This is a genomic window from Mesorhizobium sp. M0910 (assembly GCF_040319465.1).
Taxonomy (GTDB): domain Bacteria; phylum Pseudomonadota; class Alphaproteobacteria; order Rhizobiales; family Rhizobiaceae; genus Mesorhizobium.
In genome coordinates this window covers 432,902-450,652 of sequence record NZ_JAMYNZ010000002.1, presented here as the reverse complement: position 1 = coordinate 450,652, position 17,751 = coordinate 432,902, and the positions used below count along the sequence as shown (strand labels likewise).

Sequence of the window (17,751 nt, the reverse complement as noted above, 5' to 3'; positions counted from 1 at the left end):
CGGGACGATCTCCTCGACCGTCACCAGCACCTGGCGCGCCGCGCCGGCCATGGCGAAATCCAGCGCCCGTGGTCCGATGATCTGGACATTGCCGCTCTCGTCGGCACGCTGGGCATGGACGACGAACGTATCGAGCCGCAAGGCCGGGATGATCCCGGTCGTAATTCCCGCGATCGGATCGGGCGCGGCGATCGCACCCGGCACGCGCGCCAGCATGTCCGAACCCTCCGGAAGCTGAACGGCATCGACGGCAGGTTCTGCTGCCCCGCCCGCAGCGCCTGGATCATAGCCAGCGCCGTCCAGTCGCGGACCGGCACGGCATTGGTCTCGGCGGCCGCGCGGAAGCGCGGCGGCAAGCCAAAAATATCGAGGCTGGAAAAGCAGATATCGACCGCCGCCACGGCATTCGCTTCGAGAAGCAGTTCGAGCGGCAGGCCGCCGGCCCAGCAGACATAGCGAAGATCCTTGACGCCCAAGCGGGCGATGGCCCGCAGCAGGGCGATCGGCAGCCGGGCAAAATGATGGCCACCGACACCGAAGACGTCGCCGCCGCCGACCATCGCGGCCAGGCCCTCGACATCGGTGAAGCGCGGCCGGTTTTGCTTGACCAGGGACGTCATTGCCCAGCCTTCGCCCGCGCGGCGCTTTTTTCGGCGAACGCCTTCACCCGCTGCTGGCCGGTCTCGCTACGATAAAGCCCGCCCAGTACGTCGCGCTCCATGGCAAGGCCTTCCGCCAAGTCGCCCGACACGGCGTGCGCCGTCAGCGCCTTCAATGCCTCGATCGCGGCAGCCGGTTCGGCGGCTATCATGCCGGCGAGTTCCAGCGCCCGTGGCATCAGCTTTTCGGCGTCGACGACCTCGTTGACCAGCCCGGCGGCGACGAGCTCGGAAGCCGGCACGATGGCGCCGGTCATCAGCAAAAGGTTGGAGCGGTTGCGGCCGAGCTTCTGGACGCTGCGCTGCGTGCCGCCGCCGCCCGGGACCAGCCCGAGCTTGATCTCGGGCAGGCCGAGCTTCGCGAACTGGTTGGCGATGACGATGTCGCAGCACAGCACCAGCTCCATGCCGCCGCCGAGCGCAAAGCCGTTGACCGCGGCGATGACCGGCTTGCGGTTGTTCTCGACTGCCGCATACATGCGCGTGCCGGCGGCCTGGAAGGCGTCGAACTCGATAGCTGTCTGGGCAGCGTATTCCTTGATGTCGGCGCCGGCCATGAAGCCGCGCCCCTCGCCGGTCACTACGATCGCGCCGACGCCGTCATCCTGCGACAGCGCCTCGAAAACCTCGGTGATCTCGCTTTGCATCAGCCGGTTCATGGCGTTGAGCTGATCGGCGCGCCGGAAGGTGACGACTGCGACGCGCCCGGATATTTCCAAGCTGAGTGTCTGGTAAACGCTCATCGTCAGGCAGCATCCACGGTCATATCGCCGGACGCCTCAAGCGCTGCAATCTCGCCGCTGGAGAGGCCGAACTCGGCCAGTATCTCGCGGCCATGCTGGCCGACCAGCGGCGCCGGCCGCTCTATGGTAGCCGGCGTCTCGCTCATCTTGACAGCCGGCGCGACCACCCTGACCTTGCCGCCGCGCGGATGATCGTAGCTGGTGATCATGCCCAGGTGCTTAACCTGCGGGTCCTCGGCTGCGCGCCTTATGTCCTTCACCTCGGCGCACCAGATGTCGGCTGCGAGCAGCCGCGCCAGCAGGTCCTGCGTGGCAAACTTCCTGGTTTCGGCGTTGACCTTGTCGAACACCTCGTCGCGCCTGTCGAACAGGGTCTTCAGATCGTCGTAGACGGCAAGCTGCGGCGCCTCCAGCACTTCGTACAGCGTCTTGAACGGGCTCATGGCGATCGACACATAGCCGCCGTCCTTCGCTTCATAGACACCGAACGGCGCCTGCATGCCGGGGTGGCCGATGCCGGAATTCGGGCGCACGAAATCCTCACCGAGATTGAGCACGGCGACATATTCCTGATTGAGATGCGCCAGCATGCCGGCGAGCAGATTGACCTCGATCTTCTGGCCCTTGCCGGTCTTCTCGCGATAGTAGAGCGCCGACAGGATGCCGTAGACCATGTTCATGGCGCCGATCTGGTCGGCCAGGCCGGCACCGGCCGGAACAGGAGCCTGATCGCCGCGGCCGGTGTTGGAGATCAGCCCGGACAATCCCTGGATCAGCATGTCCTGGCCGGGGCGCTCAACGTAGGGGCCCTCCTCGCCATAGCCGGAACCCGAGCAATAGATGATGGCGGGATTGACCGCCCTGAAATCCTCGTAGCCATAGCCGAGCCTGGCGAGCACGCCGGGGCGGAAATTCTGCACCACCACATCGGCCTTCTCAGCCATGTCCATGATGATGGCATGCACCTTGCGGCTTTTCAGGTTGAGCGCGATGGAGCGCTTGTTGCGGTTCCAAGCGAGGAAATTCGGGCTTTCGGAGCCGCCGACCCATTTGGCGAAGAAGGTCATGCCGCGGAACATGTCGCCGGCGCCTGAACGCTCGATCTTGATGACGTCGGCGCCCATGTCGCCGAGCAGCTGCGTGGCGAACGGCCCCTGCAGCAGATGGCTGAAATCGAGGATGCGGACGCCTTCGAGGGCCTTGTTCATTTTTGTCTCATTGGTTGTCAAAGCAGGTCGGGTACGTAGCGGGGTGCCGCGGTGAGGCCGCCGTCGACGCGCAGGTCGGTACCGGTGGTGAAGCCGGCGGCGTCGGAGGCGAGATAGACGGCGGCTTCTGCCACTTCGGACGGTTTGCCGATGCGACCGAGCGGATGCATTTTCACCCAGGCCTTGGCGAGATTGCCGCCGATCTCCTTGATCAGTTTGTCGTTCATCGGCGTGTTGATGGTTCCGGGCGAGATCGAGTTGACGCGGATGTTGAGCGGGCCGAACTCGACCGCCATCTGACGCGTCATCGCCATCACCGCACCTTTGGCGCCGGCATAGGCGGTCCAGCCGTCGAGCCCGATATGACCTTGCGCCGAGGCCATGTTGATGATCGAGCCCGATTTCTGCGCGATCATATGCGGCAGCGCATATTTGCAGCCGCGGAACACGCTGGTCAGGTTGACTGCGATCAGCCGGTGCCACTGCTCGTCGGTCATCTCATGGACCGGCATGCCGCCGATGGCGATGGCGGCATTGTTGACCAGAATGTCGAGATGGCCGGTTTTGCCGACGGCGCCGTCTACCAGGGCGGCGATGTCGGCCTCCTCCGCCACGTCGCAATGGATGTAGTCAGCGCGGTGGCCGGCGGCGCGCAGCTCGGCTGCGAATTTTTCGCCCTTCTCATCATCGATGTCGCCGAGGAAGACGTGCGCGCCCTCACGCGCCATTGCCTCGCTGATCGCATGGCCGATGCCGTCGGCGGCGCCGGTGACGATTGCGGTTTTCCCTTTGAGACGATCCATGTCAGACTCCAATGGCGCGCCGGCGCTTCGCTTCGTCGAAAGCGACGGCGGCAATGATGATCATGCCGGTGATGACCAATTGCCATTCGGTCGGCAGGCCGAGCCCGCGCAGCCCGTTGGACAGGAACTGCAGGATCAACACGCCGAGCGCCATGCCGGTCAGGCTGCCGATGCCGCCGGCAAGGCTCACCCCGCCGAGCACGGTGGCGGCGACGACCTGGAACTCGAAATTCAGCCCAGCCGTATGCTGCGCCGAGCCGACGCGGGCGGCCAGGATAATGCCGGCTACCGTTGCCAGCAGCGCGCTGATGATGAAGCAGATGAACTTGACGCGGCGCACGTCGTAGCCTGCCAGCCGCGCTGCTTCCGGATTGCCGCCGACGGCATAGATCTGCCGCCCGAACGGCCGGTGCTGCATCACGTAGGCGAAGACGGCGAGCAGAACGAGGGCAATGACAGCCGAATAGGGAACGACGTTGAACAGGCGACCGTCCGACAGCGCGATGAAGCTGTCGAGCGCTGCATCGTCGGGGATGGCGCGCTGGCCGGTGTAGAGGTAGACACCGCCGCGCATGATGAACATCGTGCCCAGGGTCACGATCAGCGAGTTGATGCCGGCATAGGCCGTCAGATAACCATTCACGACGCCGATGATCAGCCCGAACAGCAGCGCACCGCTGATGCCGAGCACAAGCGAGTTGGTGTCGTTCATGATGATGATCAGCGGCAGCGCGATGGTCGCCAGCAGCGACCCGATCGAGATGTCGACCTCGCCGGAGATGAAGACGATGGCGCAGCCTATGCCGGCTGTCAGTGCTAGCGAAGCCTGACCGAGCACATTGGTGATGTTGCGCACAGAGAAGAAATTCTCGGCGGTGAAGGAAAAGAACGCGATCACCAGGATGAGGCAGAGGAGCAATGCCACTTCCTGCCGTGCGACGAGCCGCGCCAGCATGGACGGCCCAGCTTTCATCGTGTCGGTGCCTGCCAGGCTCATCACTTGGTCCCGTTCCGAGGCGTCATCGTCTTAGCCGATCGCCGCATTGAGGATGTTCTCCTGCGTGGCCTCGTCGCGGGACATGATAGCGGTGAGGCGGCCTTCGCACATCACCGCGATGCGGTCGGCAAGCCCCAGCAGCTCGGGCATTTCGGACGTCATCATGACGACCGCCAGGCCTTCGCCGGCGAGCCGGTCGATGAGCGCAAAAATCTCCGACTTGGCGCCGACGTCGATGCCGCGGGTCGGTTCGTCGACGACGATCACCTTGAGACCGCGCATCAGCCAGCGCGAGATCAGCACTTTCTGCTGATTGCCGCCCGACAGGTTCTTGACCTGCTGGAACAAGCTGGGCGTCCTGATGCGGAAACGGTCGACATAGTCCTGCACCGCTTTGCGTTCGCTTGCCTTATCGACGAAGCCCATCCTGGCGAAGGCACCGAGCGAGGCGAGGCTGGCGTTCTGGTAGACCGGCAGCTCGCCCATCAGCCCTTCGCTCTTGCGGTCTTCGGTGAGCAGGCCGATGCCGAGCCGGACGCCGGTGTGCGTGTCGTGCGGCAGCAGCGGGCTGCCATCGACCGAAATAGTGCCGGAGGTGATCGGATCGAAGCCGACAATCGCCTTGGCGAGCTCGGTCCGACCCGCCCCCATCAAGCCGAAGAAGCCGAGGACTTCGCCGGCATGCGCTTCGAACGACACGTCCTTCAGCTTCTTAGCCGTGCTAAGTCCTTGCACGGAAAGGGCGACCTTGCTGCCTGGTGCACCGCGCTTGCGCGGGAACAGGTTTTCGATGCGCCGGCCGATCATGTCCTGGATCAGCGTATCGTTGGTGTGCTCGCCGATCGGCCTGGTCGAGACGTGGCGGCCGTCGCGCAATACGGTCACGGTGTCGGCGATCTCGAAGACCTCGTCGAGCTTGTGGCTGACATAGAGCACGGCGATGCCGAGCGCGGCGAGCCGGCGAATGACGGTGAACAGCAGCGAGACCTCGTTCGGCGTCAGCGAGGAGGTCGGCTCGTCCATCACCACGACGCGTGCTTCATGGGCGAGTGCGCGGGCGATCTCGACCATCTGCTGCTGGCTGACCGGCAGCGATCCCGTGCGCGCCGCCGGGTCGACGTTGAAGCCGATACGCTTGAACAGGGCGGCCGCATCGGCACGGATCTTCTTCCAGTCGATCGACCCGCCTTTGCCGGTCGGATAGCCTTCGAGGAAGATGTTCTCGGCGACGCTGAATTCGGCGATCAGCGCGATCTCCTGGAACACCACCTTGATGCCCTCTTTCAGGCTGTCGCGCGGCGACTTGATGTCGGCCTCGCGGCCGCGCAGGCGAATGGTGCCGGCATCCTTGCCGTAGACCCCGGCCATGATCTTGATCAGCGTCGACTTGCCGGCGCCGTTCTCGCCCATCAATGCATGGATCTTGCCGGGTTCCAGGGTCAGATCGACGTTATCCAGCGCCACCACGCCGGGAAAGCGCTTGCCGATGCCGCGCATCTCCAGCGCCGGCACGCTTTTATCGACAGCCACGGTTTCGGCGGGGTGAAGGAAATCAACCGACATTGGCTCTGTTCCGCACGATGTCGAGATAGGTCGCCAGGATGATGACGATTCCGGGCACCACCAGCTGCAGATCCTGGTTCCAGCCGAGGATGATGATGCCGTTGTCGATGACCTTCAGCACCAGCACGCCCAGCAACGTGCCAAGCAGCGAGCCGCGGCCGCCAAGCAGGCTGGTGCCGCCGAGGATGACGGCGGCAATCACCGTCAGCTCGAAGCCGCGGCCGGCGGTCGGCTGGCCGGCATTCATCAGCGACGACAGGATCATGCCGGCAATGCCGACGCAGAGGCCGGTGACGACGAAGGCGAAGAGTTTTAAGCGTTGCGAGCGCACGCCGGAGAGACGAACCGCGCGCTCGTTGGCGCCGACAGCGTAGAGATAACGGCCGAGCGTGGTGAAGCGCAGCGTTGCCGCGGCCAGCGCGAAAATCACCGCGGCAACGACCACGGGCAGCGGGATCGCGCCGATATAGCCGGCGCCGAGATCGGTGAAGCCGGCAAGTCGGTGGTGGTTCTGCACCGCCTCGCGGGTGAACAGATAGACGCCGCCCTGCAGCATCATCATGGTGCCGATGGTGGCGATCAGCGAGTTCACCTTGAGCATGGTGACGACCAGCCCGTTGAACAGGCCGACCGCGCCTGAAAAGGCGAGTGCCGCCAGCAGGCCGAGCGTCAGGCTGTGTGTTGAATTGAGCACGGCCATGCCGATACAGCCGACAAAAGCCAGCGATGCACCGACCGACAGGTCGACTTCCGCGGTGATGATCAGCATCGTCATGCCGGAGGCAACGATCAGCACCAGCGCGCATTGGCGCAGGATGGCGATGATGTTGGCCTCGGAATAGAATTGCGGCGCCGCAATCGACATGGCGATGCAGAGCACGGCCAGGATCACGCCGAGCACCAGCTGGCTGCTGCCCAGCAGCTGGCCGCCGATGAAACGCCTTGGCGCAGAGGATTGCGTAAGCTCGCTCATGTCCATTTCATTTCCGGGCCCGTATCGGTGCCGTCGCCGTTTGGAAACCTGCGGGCCAAAACAGGACGGTTGCCCTGTTTTTCCGTCGGCATATCCGATCCGCTGCCCTTCCCGCCGTGCGGGAAGGGCTACCCGGAATCCTTACTTCTTCAGATCGGCGGAAGTTTTCATGCATTTTTCCGGTGGCTGAAGCGAATTGACGGCATCCCATTTGATTTTGCGTGTGGTGCCATCGTAGTCGTAGAACTTCTTCCAGGCGTCACCGTTCATCGGCGCGGTCGGGCTGACGATGTGTTCCGGCACCTCTTCGCCGTTGAAGAGCTTAACCGCTGCATCGATGGCGGTGTAGCCTTCCTTTTCCGGGAACATCGCGGCCTCGATCCGGTAGGACGGCTCGTTCTGCATCGCATTGATGAAGGCGAGGCCTTCGCCACCGGTGCCGACAGTCAACAGGCCGTCCTGCGGCTTGCCGGCCGCTTTCCAGGCCTGAAGGCCGCCGAGCGAGGAGGAATCGTTGATGCCGTAGATGATGTTGATGTCGGCATTCTTGGCAAGAGCCGCCGAAGAGACTTCGAGTGCGCGATCGGGATTGCCGCCGCCGTCGAGGTCGTGGACCATGACCGCGTCGGGGATGATGGTCTTCAGGCCGTCCATGAAACCCTGCGACCGCAGGACGGTGGCGGACAGCAGCGGCAGGCCGACATTCATCACCTTGGCTTTGCCTTCGAGCTTTTCCTTGGCGTATTTGCCGGCTTCGACGCCGGCGGTGTAGCCGGTGTCGTAGTCGCAGATCGCGACCATTGTGGTCATGCCCTTAACCGGATTGCCTTCGAGCACGACCGGAACGTTGTTGGATTTCGCCTGGCGCAGCAGCGGCACGACGCCTTCCTCGTTGACGGGCGTGATGATCAGGACGTCGACGCCCTTGGCCATGAAATCTTCGGCGGCGGAGACCTCCTTGGCGACGTCCAGATTGGCGTCCTGCACCTCGAGCTCGATACCGAGTTCCTTGGCGCGGGCCTGCATACCCTTGATGACGTTCTGATACCACTCATGCGTGGCGTAGTTGGTGACGTAGCCGATGCGCTTCGGCATGTTTTCGGCCTGTGCCGCGGCGCCGCTCAGAGCCAGCACGGCCGCCGAGGCAAACAGCATCGATTTGGACCAGTTCATGTTTCTTCTCCCTGTATTTCTTGTCAGTTGCTGAACGGATAGTCCCGCCGTTCCGGGTCGGCACGTGAAGAGGCGGCAGCTTCGCCCGCGCCCATCGCCGCCGATATCGTCTCGGCCGCCGCCTTAGTCCGCTCAAAGACGGTGCTGCGATCGAAGCGCGCGGCCTTTTGCGGCAGGAACGGGACGGTGAGCGCGGCAATGACTGCGCCGGTATGGTCGCGCACCGGCGTCGAGATGTTGATGCAGCCCTCGACAGCCAGCGAGGCGCGCATTTCATAGCCGAGCCTTGCGACTTCGTTCAGCCGCGCTTCGATTTCCGCCCGGCTGCCTTGGCCTTCGCCTGCAGCGACGATCCGCTCGACGATGCGGTCGCGCTCGGCGCGGCCAGAATGCGCCAGCAGCACCGCGCCGGAACTCGTTTCGAGGATCGGGAAATGCGAGCCAAGGGCAACCGAATAACGCATCGGCAAAGGCGAATCGATCTGCAGCACGACCAGTGCGCTCTCGCCTTCGCGGACGACCAGATGGCAGCTCTGGTCGGCATTGGCGGCCAGGCCGCGCATCACCGGCAGCGCGCATTCGACCAGGCGGTTCACCGGGGGATGCATATGCGCCAGTTCGAACAGCTTCAGCGACAGGCGGAAGCGGTCCGATTGCGTCCGGAAAATGTAGCCGCGCTTCTCCAGCAGCAGCAGGATGCGGTAGATCTCGTGAATGGAGCGCCCCATTCCGGTGGCGATCTCGGTCTGGGTCAGCGGCTCGCCGCTGGCAGCCATGAATTCCAGTATGTCGAGCGCCTTCTCCACAGCGGGCACGCGGTAGCCGTTGCGGCCGCTTTCGCCTTCGTCGACGATCTGGGCAATATCGGTGGCCATTACGCGACGCTCCGTTGCGGCTGGCCATGCCTGGTCTCGCGATAGAGCCGGTTCAGCCGGTCCGCGAGCTCCGCCGCCGGCAATTCGCCGGTGATGGCCGCCGCGGCGTGAGGGGCGCATTGGCGGAAGAAGCTGATGAAGCCCGGATGGGTCGGGCGCAGATAGGAAGCTTCGATCGTCGCCAGCGTCGAGGCGAAGAAGCCGCCTGAGAGAGCGTTGACCTCGGCATCCTGCCACGCCGCCAGCGATCCCGGCTGTCCGCCGGATTTCACGTAGTCGCCGCGCTGATAGCCGGGCGAGCACAGAAACAGCGCGTAATCGATGGCTGCCTGCTTGTGTTTCGATTGAGCGCTGACGCCGATGCCGGCACCGCCGAGCAAGGCGCCGGCGGATCGCGGTGTCGGCACGTCGGCGAAGCGCAGATACGGCCTGTCTGCCCTGGAGGCGTAGTTCACATAGCCGAAGGCGAACGGCACGTAGACCACGTCGTCATGCGCGATCATATGATCGTAGCAGCGGATCGGGTTCCATTTCGGCGAGTTCGGGTGCGACAGCGCCGCAAGCTGGCGCAACTGCCCGACGGCCTGCTCGATTTTTTCCCCAGCAATGAACTCGTCGCCGTCTTCGCGGGGCTCACCCAGCGTCAAAAGCAGGCACATGGCGTCAGTCGGCACCAACGGCAGCCCAAGCCATTTGCCGTCCTTCAAGGCGCGCCGGCCGAGCTCCAGCACGTCATCATGGCTGTGCGGCAACGAACCGTAGCGCTCCAGTAGATCAGGGCGATACGAGGCAACCTGGCAGGCAGCATCGATTGGCAACGCCCATTGGCGCCCGTCCCTCGCGTAGGATTGCCAGGATGCGCCGACCGAATCCCGTTCGAAGCCGCGGCGCTGCTCAGCCGACAAATCGAACGGCACCATCAGCCCGCCTTCGGCAATATCGCCGATGAACGGATGATCGAACACGACAAGATCATAGGCGCCGAGCACCGGACCAAGCGCGCCCTCGCCGAACTCATAGAGGCTGCGGCGGTCCCATTCGATCTCAAGACCGGGATTGGCGGCGCAATACGGCCCGATGCTGGCCTCGAGCGGACCCCAGCAGCGTCGGTGATCCCACGCGAGGCCGCGCAGTCTTGTCATGCCGAAATTCCTCCCAGAGCCGCCCATGCGCCGGCCCAGCTGATTAGTAGCAACTATTTTCACCTACACAAGTAGTTTTTACATACGCAAAGCCGAACTCCTTCCGGTTTGGCAGAAAGCCGCCCAGCCGCCCCTGGTTCGCATCGCGTTGCTGCTCTGCGCTGCAACCAAAGGCTGCGGTGGATCTAGGTTTTTGGGAACTTTCGCGACGAACATTCGTTCGGTTGGCGCAGCCCTCCAGAGCAGCATCACTGGATTCAGCAGCCACGTCGCAGGGAGCGGACTAAATGGACCAACCATGGGCGCGGCCATGAATCGGTTTGCCGCCTTGGCATTCGCCACGTTTCTGGCGATAACTTCGATCTGGATACTGTTTCTGGTTTCTTAGGGATTTGGTTCTGGTTTTCTTAGGATTTGGCTCTGGTTGCTTGGGATTTGCCGCTGGTTTTTAGGATTTGGAGGGGTTCTCGACAGGTCGACCGCTTAACGATGACATCCGCCGCATGTGGTTCTGCGAGCCGGGGCCCCGTGCGTGAAGAAACTGTCGCCAGGAGCACACCGGCGCGCACATTCGGGGTTGGCAGCCACGCTGCCTGCAACGTTCAATCGGTTTTCAGGACACGGCGAGATCTCATGTTGCTGAGGGCGATCGTTCGAAATTGTGCGGCCATCCGTGTTGGCCGCGTCGGCGCGACGATGCTGCTGGCCGCGCTGCTTGCCGGCTGCCAGGGCGGCGTACTCGACCCGCAAGGACCAGTCGGCGCCGCGCAGCGGACGATCCTGCTCAATTCGGTCGCCATCATGCTGGCCATCGTCATCCCGACGATCCTGGCGACACTCGGTTTTGCCTGGTGGTTCCGGGAAACCAACACAAGGGCGCAGTACCTGCCGGGATGGGCCTATTCCGGGCGCATCGAACTGGTGGTCTGGTCGATCCCCATCCTCGTCATCCTGTTTTTGAGCGGCATCATCTGGATCGGGTCGCATGACCTCGATCCAATAAAGCCGCTGGATTCCCAGCAAAAGCCGCTCGAGGTGCAGGTCGTCTCGCTCGACTGGAAATGGCTGTTCATCTACCCCGAGCAGAATGTCGCGAGCATCAACCAGCTTGTGGTGCCGGCGGGCAGGCCGGTGCATTTCTCGCTCACCTCGGCAAGCGTCATGAATGCGTTCTTCGTGCCTCAGCTCGGCGGCATGATCTATACGATGAACGGCATGACGACGCAGCTTCACCTGCAGGCGGATCAGCCCGGCGAATTCTATGGGCGGTCGGCCCATTTCAGCGGCGACGGTTTTCCAGGCATGCAATTCGTGCTGCATGCCGTCGCAGCGGATGCCTTCGACGCGTTCGTCAATTCGGCGCGAAGCCAGGGACAGGCACTCGACAAGGTCAGCTACCAGGAACTAGCCAGACAGAGCATCAACGTGCCGCCTTCGACCTATCGCTCGGTCGAGCCGGACCTTTTCCATGAAATCGCGACGCAGGGCGTTCCGCCCGCGCCCGGTCCCCAGGCCGGTCGCGCCGAGCCGAGCGTATCGTCCAAGACAGGAGGCTGACAATGCTCGGAAAATTGAGCTGGGACGTCATTCCGTTCGATCAGCCTCTGCCGATGATCGCCTCGGCGGTCGTCGCCCTGGCAATCCTCGGCGTGCTGGCCTGGGTCTTCCTGGCCGGCCATTTTCCCTATCTGTGGCGCGAATGGATCACCAGCGTCGATCACAAGCGGATTGGCGTGATGTACGTGCTGCTGGCGCTGCTGATGTTGCTGCGCGGCTTCAGCGACGCCGTCATGATGCGGTCCCAGCAGGCCCTCGCGTTCCAGGCGCCCGGCTATCTGCCGCCCGACCACTTCAATCAGGTCTTTTCGGCCCACGGTACCATCATGATCTTTTTCGGGGCGATGCCGTTCGTCATCGGCCTGATGAACCTGGTCGTGCCGCTGCAGCTCGGCGTCCGCGACGTTGCCTTTCCAACGCTCAACTCGGTGAGTTTGTGGCTCACCGCCACCGGCGCGCTGCTGGTCAACATCTCGCTGGTGATCGGCGAGTTTGCGCGCACCGGATGGCTGCCCTATCCGCCGCTCAGCGAGACCGCCTACTCGCCGGGCGTCGGTGTCGATTACTATCTGTGGGCGGTGCAGATAGCGGGTGTCGGAACGCTGCTCACCGGCATCAATTTCGTCACCACGATCCTGAAGATGCGGGCGCCCGGCATGAGTTATCTCAGGATGTCGATGTTCTGCTGGACTTCGCTCGCCGCCAGCCTGCTCATCGTCGCCGCGTTCCCGATCCTCACAGCCACGCTCGCGATGCTGACGCTCGACCGCTATTTCGGCTTTCATTTCTTCACCAACGAAGCCGGCGGCAACATGCTGATGTTCGTGAACCTGATCTGGGCCTGGGGCCATCCCGAGGTTTACATCCTCGTCCTGCCGGCGTTCGGCATCTTCTCGGAGGTCATCTCCACCTTCTCCAGCAAGCCGCTGTTCGGCTACCGCTCGATGGTGGCCGCGACACTCTTCATCTGCATCGTTTCCTTCATGGTGTGGCTGCACCACTTCTTCACGATGGGCGCCGGCGCCGACGTCAACGCTGCGTTCGGCATCGCCACCAGCATCATCGCTGTCGGTACCGGCGTGAAGATCTACAACTGGATGTTCACCATGTATGGTGGCCGCGTCCGCTTCGCGACCCCAATGCTGTGGTCGCTGGGCTTCATGGTGACGTTCGTCATCGGCGGCATGACGGGCGTGTTGCTGGCGGTGCCGCCGGCCGATTTCCTGCTCCACAACAGCCTGTTCCTGGTGGCGCATTTCCACAACGTCATCATCGGCGGCGTGCTGTTCGGCGCCTTCGCGGGATATACCTACTGGTTTCCCAAGGCATTCGGTTTCCGGCTGCACGAGGGCTGGGGCAAGCTGGCCTTCTGGCTGACGCTGATCGGGTTCTACGCCACCTTCGTGCCGCTCTACGCCGTCGGCCTGCTCGGCATGACCCGCCGCATGCAGCATTTCGACGTGCCGGCCTGGTATCCCTGGGTGCTGGTTGCGGGCGCCGGCATGATCATCACCACCGCCGGCGTGGTCGCGCAGATCATACAGCTCGTCGTCAGCATCCGGCAGCGTGCGGCGCTTCGAGATTCCACAGGGGATCCCTGGGACGGGCGCTCGCTGGAATGGGCCACGCCCTCGCCGCCGCCGGTCTTCAACTTCGCCGCGCTTCCGCACGTCGAGGGCGAAGAGCCCTACTGGAGCATCAAGCAGCGGGCACGCGAGCAAAACCGCCTGCGCGACGAGCCTGAATACGAGCCGATCGAGATGCCGCGCAACAGTCCCACCGGGTTCATCTGCGCCTTCTTTGCGACCGTGATGGGTTTCGCTCTCATCTGGCACATCTGGTGGATGGTGGCACTCGGCGCGCTCGGTGCTTTCGCTACCTTCGTCGTATTCGCATGGCGCGACAAACCCGAATACGTCATTTCTGCCGCCGAAGTCGCCCGGATCGACCGCGCCAACCGAAGCGCGCGCCGCGAGGCACTGGCTACCTACACGGGGCCAAGGCCATGACCGCGATAGACGTTCGAGAGCGTGACCCTTACCGTATCCATGGCGGGCACGGCCATGCACCCGGCGGCCCGGCCCCGATCCGGATCGTCGTCGGCTATGGCTTCTGGATCTTCCTTCTGAGCGACATCGTGATGTTCTCCGCCTTCTTCGCGGCCTATGCCGTGCTGGCGGGCAAGACGGCGGGCGGACCAAGCGGGGCCGAGCTGTTCGACCTGCGCAACGTCGCGATCGAGACGGCCGCTTTGCTGTTGTCGAGCTTTACCTGCGGTCTTGCCGGCCTTGCCGTGACAGCGCGGCGAAGCGCCTGGTTCTATGTCGCGATGACTGTCACCTTCGTGCTCGGCGCCACCTTCATCCTGCTCGAGTTGCGCGAGTTCGTGCATATGGTTGCCAGTGGTGCCGGACCGACGCGCAGCGCTTTCCTGTCGGCGTTCTTCACGCTGGTGGGATGCCATGGCCTTCACGTCACGGCGGGGCTGCTGTGGCTGCTCACGATGATGGCGCAGATCTTCGCCAAGGGATTCCGCGACGATATTCTTCGGCGTTTCATGTGCTTCAGCCTGTTCTGGCACGCCCTCGACATCATCTGGGTCGCGCTGTTCACCGTGGTCTATCTCCTGGGAGCAAGTCGATGAGCAATGCGGATGATCGCCACGCGCAACGGCGCGACACCCATGGCCTGGAGCGCTACGACATCGATACGGCGCCGGGTGACGAATACCTCGGCGACACCGACGTCGGATCCGGGCTACGTGGCTATGTGATCGGCCTCGGGCTGGCAACGCTGCTGACCATCGCCTCGTTCTGGTTGCACGGGACCGACCTGATATGGGCACCCGGCGTTCCGGTGGCGCTGGTCGTGCTGGCGATCGCCCAGATGGGCGTGCATCTCGTCTTCTTCCTGCATATCACGACGGGACCGGACAACACCAACAACGCCCTGGCGCTTGCCTTCGGCGTGCTGATCGTAGTTCTGGTGATCGGCGGCTCGATCTGGATCATGGCCAATCTCGACCACAACTTGATGCCGATGAACGCGATCATGAACATGAACCGCTGATTTAGCGATTATTCCGGCCATCGGCCGCAGTTCATGCGACAGCGAACTCCGGTCTCAAGCCCGTTCGAATGTGCCGACGAGGTCGGCGTCTCCCAGGACGTGTGGGGCGGCCTCCTTCAGCACGTCGTCCACGGCGGCCTTCTCGCCGGGACGCAGCGTCTCGACGTCGACCGAAAGAAGCTCCGGGCAGCCACCCGGTCAAACCCGCAGCCGGCCGTTGGCCGGAACATTCGCCGCGCCAACGGGTTTTTTGGTTCGGACGCATTGCCGCGGAAACGGCAATGGGCTCGGCAATGGACGAAGGGCGCGACATGACCGGGCTAAGCGGTAGGCAACCAAGCGGGGCGAAAGGTGTTGTGGTCGCATTCTCCGCGCCGGGCGGCGAGACCATCTACGCCCATGAACGGGAAACCGTCGCTGCCGTCGCGCGCACGATTGCAGCGTTGAAGGGATTTTCCTTCCGCGAGGGCCTGCGTGAAGGTGGCGGTGACAGCGGCGGGCTGTATTTCGTGCCGGACGACAGCCTGCTTGCTGCCGATGCGGTTCAACTGGGCATAAACGGGCCCGACGATCTCTTCGGCGGGGTGGTGCCTTGGCGCCTCGCAACCACCAAGGCCATAACCCACGAGCTGGTGGACGGATCGGCGGCACGGCCAAAAGAATGGCCCGCCGGCTTCGGCAGCGCCGTCGCCGCGGCCGTACTGCCCGGCTACACTGCATTTTCACGCCATGACGCGCTGCGCGCAGCGCAACGTCTGCTGGAGCTCGGGCTGGTCCGGTTCAAGCCACCGCGCGCTTCGCGGGGCCGCGACCAGCACACCGCCGCGACAGTCGGCGATGTCGAAAGGCTGCTGGACCAATATCCATCGTCTGAGCTAAGCGAATACGGCCTTGTTCTCGAAACGCAGCTTCGCGACATCGTTACGCTGAGCGTTGGCAGAACCATGATCGACGAATTGTCGATCAGCTATTACGGCACCCAGCGGACGACGACCGACAACGACGGACAGCCCGTTTACGGCGGATCCGATCTGGTTGTGGTGCGCGGCGGATGGGAGGCGCTGGATGAGCTGCGATTATCTCCGGCGCTGGGTTTGGCCGTGGCGCAGGCGAGGACCTATGACGCAGCGATGGATGGTTATCCAGGATTCTTCGCTTCGCGACGCAACTACGACATCGGCCAAGGTGTCGATTCCTCGGGCATCTGGCGATCGGGTGTGCTGGAAGCCAGCTGGCGGATCGGTGGCAGCAGCAGCGCCGAGCTGGCAGCGATGGACGCCATGACGCGCGACCCCGACATGCAGATCGTGCATGTCTCCGCCGTCAAGCAGTTCGGCAGCACTGCGCGGCTGCCGCCGAACGCGGCAATCCATTTCCACGGGGAGGACCCGGAGGAGGGTCAAATCACGCGTTACACCGTCGTGACCCAGGCGATCCGAGGGCCGATCGGAGAAGCCGGCCGATTCTAGCCATGTCAGGTTGAAGTCAAGCACGCCTCCGGCAGGGAACATCCACCAATGGCCCGAGTTTGTTTCGGGCAGGCAGCAAGTCAGAAAAGGCCCGGGCCCTGGGTGGCGGGCGTGCAATAGCGGCGTTGCCTGCCGGAGTGGTTACAGAAATGGCCATGCCAACCGTTTACGACAAACGACAGGATCCGGAAGGCCTCTGGGACGTCTATGACAGCGAGAGCGACGAAGCCGTCGTGGTCGATGGCTTGCCGCTTTCCGGTCTCGACGAAAGCGAAGCCGATGAAGCGATTGAGATGAAGCGATTGAAAAGCTCAATCGCGGCGAGCTGACGTCGGACAACATCCCCGAGACAGCTCGGTCAGGGTGGCCTCCGACCAAGGATGGATTGTGATGACGGCCTGACGGACGTCACCGAGGCGATCTGTCGCGGATCTACGACGAGGCCTTGACCCCGAACTTGCGGGCCTTGTCCTCGAAGTCGTCACGAATGTCCTCGATCGTCGGCAGATGCAGTCGGCGCAGCTGGGCGTGCAACTTTTTGGCAGCGTCGGAATTCAGGTCGCGCTTGAAATTGGTCGCGACCTCCTCGGCCGAGCCGTAACGGCGATAGCGCTCAATCTCGGTCTTCGTGGCCTGCTGGACGTGTTCGAGCGTCTTGCGCTCGGCATCGGATTTTCCGTCCGGTTTGGCCCGCATGACCGGGTTGAAGGCTTTGCTGATAACGAATTCGACCAGTTCCTGCTGGGCGTGAGCCATGATTGTTCTCCCTCGAAGGAGGCCTGTCCGGCCCAGAACGGTTCGTCGTTTCCCGGAAACGCTGACCCGCTCTATCTTTTCGTTCCGATGCAATTCCGAACGGAAAACCGTTCCACACTTTTACTGGAACTGCTCTAACCGCGGCGGCAATTGAAGGTTCCTTGGCGGATTTCGTTACCGCTGCAGGTCAAGCGCAGTTCCTCGAAGTCACAGCCGAGCCTTGGTGGTGCGTGGCGTTGCCAGGAGCAGGCTTGTTTCGCTGCCGGTAATTCCGGGGATCAGGCGGATACGTCTCAGCACGGCGTCGAACTCGCTCAGGGTCTGGGTTCCGAGTTCTATCACCAGATCCCAGCGGCCATTGGTGGTGTGGATGGTCGAGACCTCGGAGAAGCCGCCCAGCGCCCGGATGACGCGATCGGCGGCGTGGCCTTCGATCTCGATCATCATGATGCCACGCACGCGCTGATCGACCGCGTCGGCGCGCAGAATGACGGTGTAGCCGACGATGACGCCGTCCCTCTCAAGTCGCTCGATCCGGGACCTTACCGTTGCCCGGGAGACACCCAGGCCGACGGCAAGATCGGAAATGCTGCGCCGGGCGTCGTGCCGCAGAGAGGTGATGATCTGCTCGTCGAGCTGGTCCATGATTGCTCACAACGGAAGTAGATGATGTCACTATGGTAAGGCATTTCGACAAATTTGCCAATTTGACATGTTCATTCTGCCAGCGATGCGGGCTTCAATAAAGGCATCGTAATTGGCGG

18 protein-coding genes are annotated in these 17,751 nt (G+C 63.2%); 6 read left to right on the top strand and 12 right to left on the bottom strand.

What is annotated here, in order from left to right:
• Positions 1-20: 20 nt before the first annotated feature.
• From NKH78_RS06065 to NKH78_RS06020, 10 genes are all read right to left on the bottom strand, one after another.
• Positions 21-620 carry a CoA-transferase gene (locus tag NKH78_RS06065; protein WP_352882298.1) on the bottom strand — a complete coding sequence of 200 codons (600 nt, stop codon included), beginning with the start codon at positions 618-620 and terminating at the stop codon, positions 21-23.
• Entirely contained in the window at positions 617-1,402 is a 786-nt protein-coding gene (locus NKH78_RS06060) for an enoyl-CoA hydratase/isomerase family protein (RefSeq protein WP_352686292.1), read from the bottom strand. Before NKH78_RS06060 ends, NKH78_RS06065 begins: the two co-directional genes overlap by 4 nt.
• 2 nt (positions 1,403-1,404) lie before the next feature.
• Positions 1,405-2,610 (bottom strand): CaiB/BaiF CoA transferase family protein, encoded by a 1,206-nt coding sequence (locus NKH78_RS06055; protein ID WP_352507020.1) that lies wholly within the window; start codon positions 2,608-2,610, stop codon positions 1,405-1,407.
• A gap of 17 nt (positions 2,611-2,627) precedes the next feature.
• Positions 2,628-3,413, bottom strand: coding sequence for an SDR family NAD(P)-dependent oxidoreductase (locus tag NKH78_RS06050; protein ID WP_352507021.1), 786 nt, complete (start codon positions 3,411-3,413; stop codon positions 2,628-2,630).
• Position 3,414: 1 nt separating this feature from the next.
• Positions 3,415-4,410, bottom strand: coding sequence for an ABC transporter permease (locus NKH78_RS06045; protein WP_352736872.1), 996 nt, complete (start codon positions 4,408-4,410; stop codon positions 3,415-3,417).
• Between the two features lie 30 nt (positions 4,411-4,440).
• Positions 4,441-5,973 carry a sugar ABC transporter ATP-binding protein gene (locus NKH78_RS06040; protein ID WP_352507023.1) on the bottom strand — a complete coding sequence of 511 codons (1,533 nt, stop codon included), beginning with the start codon at positions 5,971-5,973 and terminating at the stop codon, positions 4,441-4,443.
• Entirely contained in the window at positions 5,963-6,946 is a 984-nt protein-coding gene (locus tag NKH78_RS06035) for an ABC transporter permease (RefSeq protein WP_352736873.1), read from the bottom strand. Before NKH78_RS06035 ends, NKH78_RS06040 begins: the two co-directional genes overlap by 11 nt.
• 141 nt (positions 6,947-7,087) lie before the next feature.
• Positions 7,088-8,119 (bottom strand): sugar ABC transporter substrate-binding protein, encoded by a 1,032-nt coding sequence (locus NKH78_RS06030; protein ID WP_352507025.1) that lies wholly within the window; start codon positions 8,117-8,119, stop codon positions 7,088-7,090.
• A gap of 23 nt (positions 8,120-8,142) precedes the next feature.
• Positions 8,143-8,994: an IclR family transcriptional regulator gene (locus NKH78_RS06025; protein ID WP_352507026.1), complete on the bottom strand. Its 852-nt coding sequence runs from the start codon at positions 8,992-8,994 to the stop codon at positions 8,143-8,145.
• The gene (locus NKH78_RS06020) at positions 8,994-10,136 is read right to left on the bottom strand and encodes an extracellular solute-binding protein (protein WP_352686285.1); all 1,143 of its coding nucleotides are present in this window, start codon (positions 10,134-10,136) and stop codon (positions 8,994-8,996) included. The genes NKH78_RS06025 and NKH78_RS06020 overlap by 1 nt, the downstream gene beginning before the upstream one ends.
• A 633-nt stretch (positions 10,137-10,769) precedes the next feature.
• On the opposite strand from NKH78_RS06020, the gene cyoA reads away from it, so the two are divergent.
• From cyoA to NKH78_RS05990, 6 genes are all read left to right on the top strand, one after another.
• Entirely contained in the window at positions 10,770-11,693 is a 924-nt protein-coding gene (gene cyoA / locus NKH78_RS06015; RefSeq protein WP_352507028.1) for a ubiquinol oxidase subunit II, read from the top strand.
• A 2-nt stretch (positions 11,694-11,695) separates the two neighbouring features.
• The gene (cyoB, locus tag NKH78_RS06010; protein WP_352882295.1) at positions 11,696-13,702 is read left to right on the top strand and encodes a cytochrome o ubiquinol oxidase subunit I; all 2,007 of its coding nucleotides are present in this window, start codon (positions 11,696-11,698) and stop codon (positions 13,700-13,702) included.
• On the top strand, positions 13,699-14,337 hold the full coding sequence (gene cyoC / locus NKH78_RS06005) for a cytochrome o ubiquinol oxidase subunit III (RefSeq protein ID WP_352736875.1): 639 nt from the start codon (positions 13,699-13,701) through the stop codon (positions 14,335-14,337). The genes cyoB and cyoC overlap by 4 nt, the downstream gene beginning before the upstream one ends.
• Positions 14,334-14,762: a cytochrome o ubiquinol oxidase subunit IV gene (cyoD, locus tag NKH78_RS06000; protein WP_352736877.1), complete on the top strand. Its 429-nt coding sequence runs from the start codon at positions 14,334-14,336 to the stop codon at positions 14,760-14,762. The genes cyoC and cyoD overlap by 4 nt, the downstream gene beginning before the upstream one ends.
• Positions 14,763-15,118: 356 nt before the next feature.
• Positions 15,119-16,231: a DUF3182 family protein gene (locus NKH78_RS05995; RefSeq protein WP_352882291.1), complete on the top strand. Its 1,113-nt coding sequence runs from the start codon at positions 15,119-15,121 to the stop codon at positions 16,229-16,231.
• A gap of 149 nt (positions 16,232-16,380) precedes the next feature.
• Positions 16,381-16,560, top strand: a complete 180-nt coding sequence (locus NKH78_RS05990) for a hypothetical protein (RefSeq protein ID WP_352882289.1) — start codon at positions 16,381-16,383, stop codon at positions 16,558-16,560.
• 103 nt (positions 16,561-16,663) lie between these two features.
• Here NKH78_RS05990 and NKH78_RS05985 read toward each other — a convergent pair whose 3' ends face one another.
• Together NKH78_RS05985 and NKH78_RS05980 are read right to left on the bottom strand one after the other, a co-directional pair.
• A complete protein-coding gene (locus NKH78_RS05985) occupies positions 16,664-16,987 on the bottom strand; it encodes a hypothetical protein (protein ID WP_352736882.1) in 324 nt (107 codons plus the stop codon).
• A 207-nt stretch (positions 16,988-17,194) separates the two neighbouring features.
• Positions 17,195-17,632 carry an Lrp/AsnC family transcriptional regulator gene (locus NKH78_RS05980; RefSeq protein WP_352476949.1) on the bottom strand — a complete coding sequence of 146 codons (438 nt, stop codon included), beginning with the start codon at positions 17,630-17,632 and terminating at the stop codon, positions 17,195-17,197.
• Between the last annotated feature and the right edge of the window lie 119 nt (positions 17,633-17,751).

Coding starts and splice junctions, on each gene's coding strand:
- NKH78_RS06065 (WP_352882298.1), bottom strand. CDS start 620: ATGACGTCCCTGGTCAAGCAAAACCGGCCGCGCTTCACCGATGTCGAG.
- NKH78_RS06060 (WP_352686292.1), bottom strand. CDS start 1,402: ATGAGCGTTTACCAGACACTCAGCTTGGAAATATCCGGGCGCGTCGCA.
- NKH78_RS06055 (WP_352507020.1), bottom strand. CDS start 2,610: ATGAACAAGGCCCTCGAAGGCGTCCGCATCCTCGATTTCAGCCATCTG.
- NKH78_RS06050 (WP_352507021.1), bottom strand. CDS start 3,413: ATGGATCGTCTCAAAGGGAAAACCGCAATCGTCACCGGCGCCGCCGAC.
- NKH78_RS06045 (WP_352736872.1), bottom strand. CDS start 4,410: ATGAGCCTGGCAGGCACCGACACGATGAAAGCTGGGCCGTCCATGCTG.
- NKH78_RS06040 (WP_352507023.1), bottom strand. CDS start 5,973: ATGTCGGTTGATTTCCTTCACCCCGCCGAAACCGTGGCTGTCGATAAA.
- NKH78_RS06035 (WP_352736873.1), bottom strand. CDS start 6,946: ATGAGCGAGCTTACGCAATCCTCTGCGCCAAGGCGTTTCATCGGCGGC.
- NKH78_RS06030 (WP_352507025.1), bottom strand. CDS start 8,119: ATGAACTGGTCCAAATCGATGCTGTTTGCCTCGGCGGCCGTGCTGGCT.
- NKH78_RS06025 (WP_352507026.1), bottom strand. CDS start 8,994: ATGGCCACCGATATTGCCCAGATCGTCGACGAAGGCGAAAGCGGCCGC.
- NKH78_RS06020 (WP_352686285.1), bottom strand. CDS start 10,136: ATGACAAGACTGCGCGGCCTCGCGTGGGATCACCGACGCTGCTGGGGT.
- cyoA (WP_352507028.1), top strand. CDS start 10,770: ATGTTGCTGAGGGCGATCGTTCGAAATTGTGCGGCCATCCGTGTTGGC.
- cyoB (WP_352882295.1), top strand. CDS start 11,696: ATGCTCGGAAAATTGAGCTGGGACGTCATTCCGTTCGATCAGCCTCTG.
- cyoC (WP_352736875.1), top strand. CDS start 13,699: ATGACCGCGATAGACGTTCGAGAGCGTGACCCTTACCGTATCCATGGC.
- cyoD (WP_352736877.1), top strand. CDS start 14,334: ATGAGCAATGCGGATGATCGCCACGCGCAACGGCGCGACACCCATGGC.
- NKH78_RS05990 (WP_352882289.1), top strand. CDS start 16,381: ATGGCCATGCCAACCGTTTACGACAAACGACAGGATCCGGAAGGCCTC.
- NKH78_RS05985 (WP_352736882.1), bottom strand. CDS start 16,987: ATGGCTCACGCCCAGCAGGAACTGGTCGAATTCGTTATCAGCAAAGCC.
- NKH78_RS05980 (WP_352476949.1), bottom strand. CDS start 17,632: ATGGACCAGCTCGACGAGCAGATCATCACCTCTCTGCGGCACGACGCC.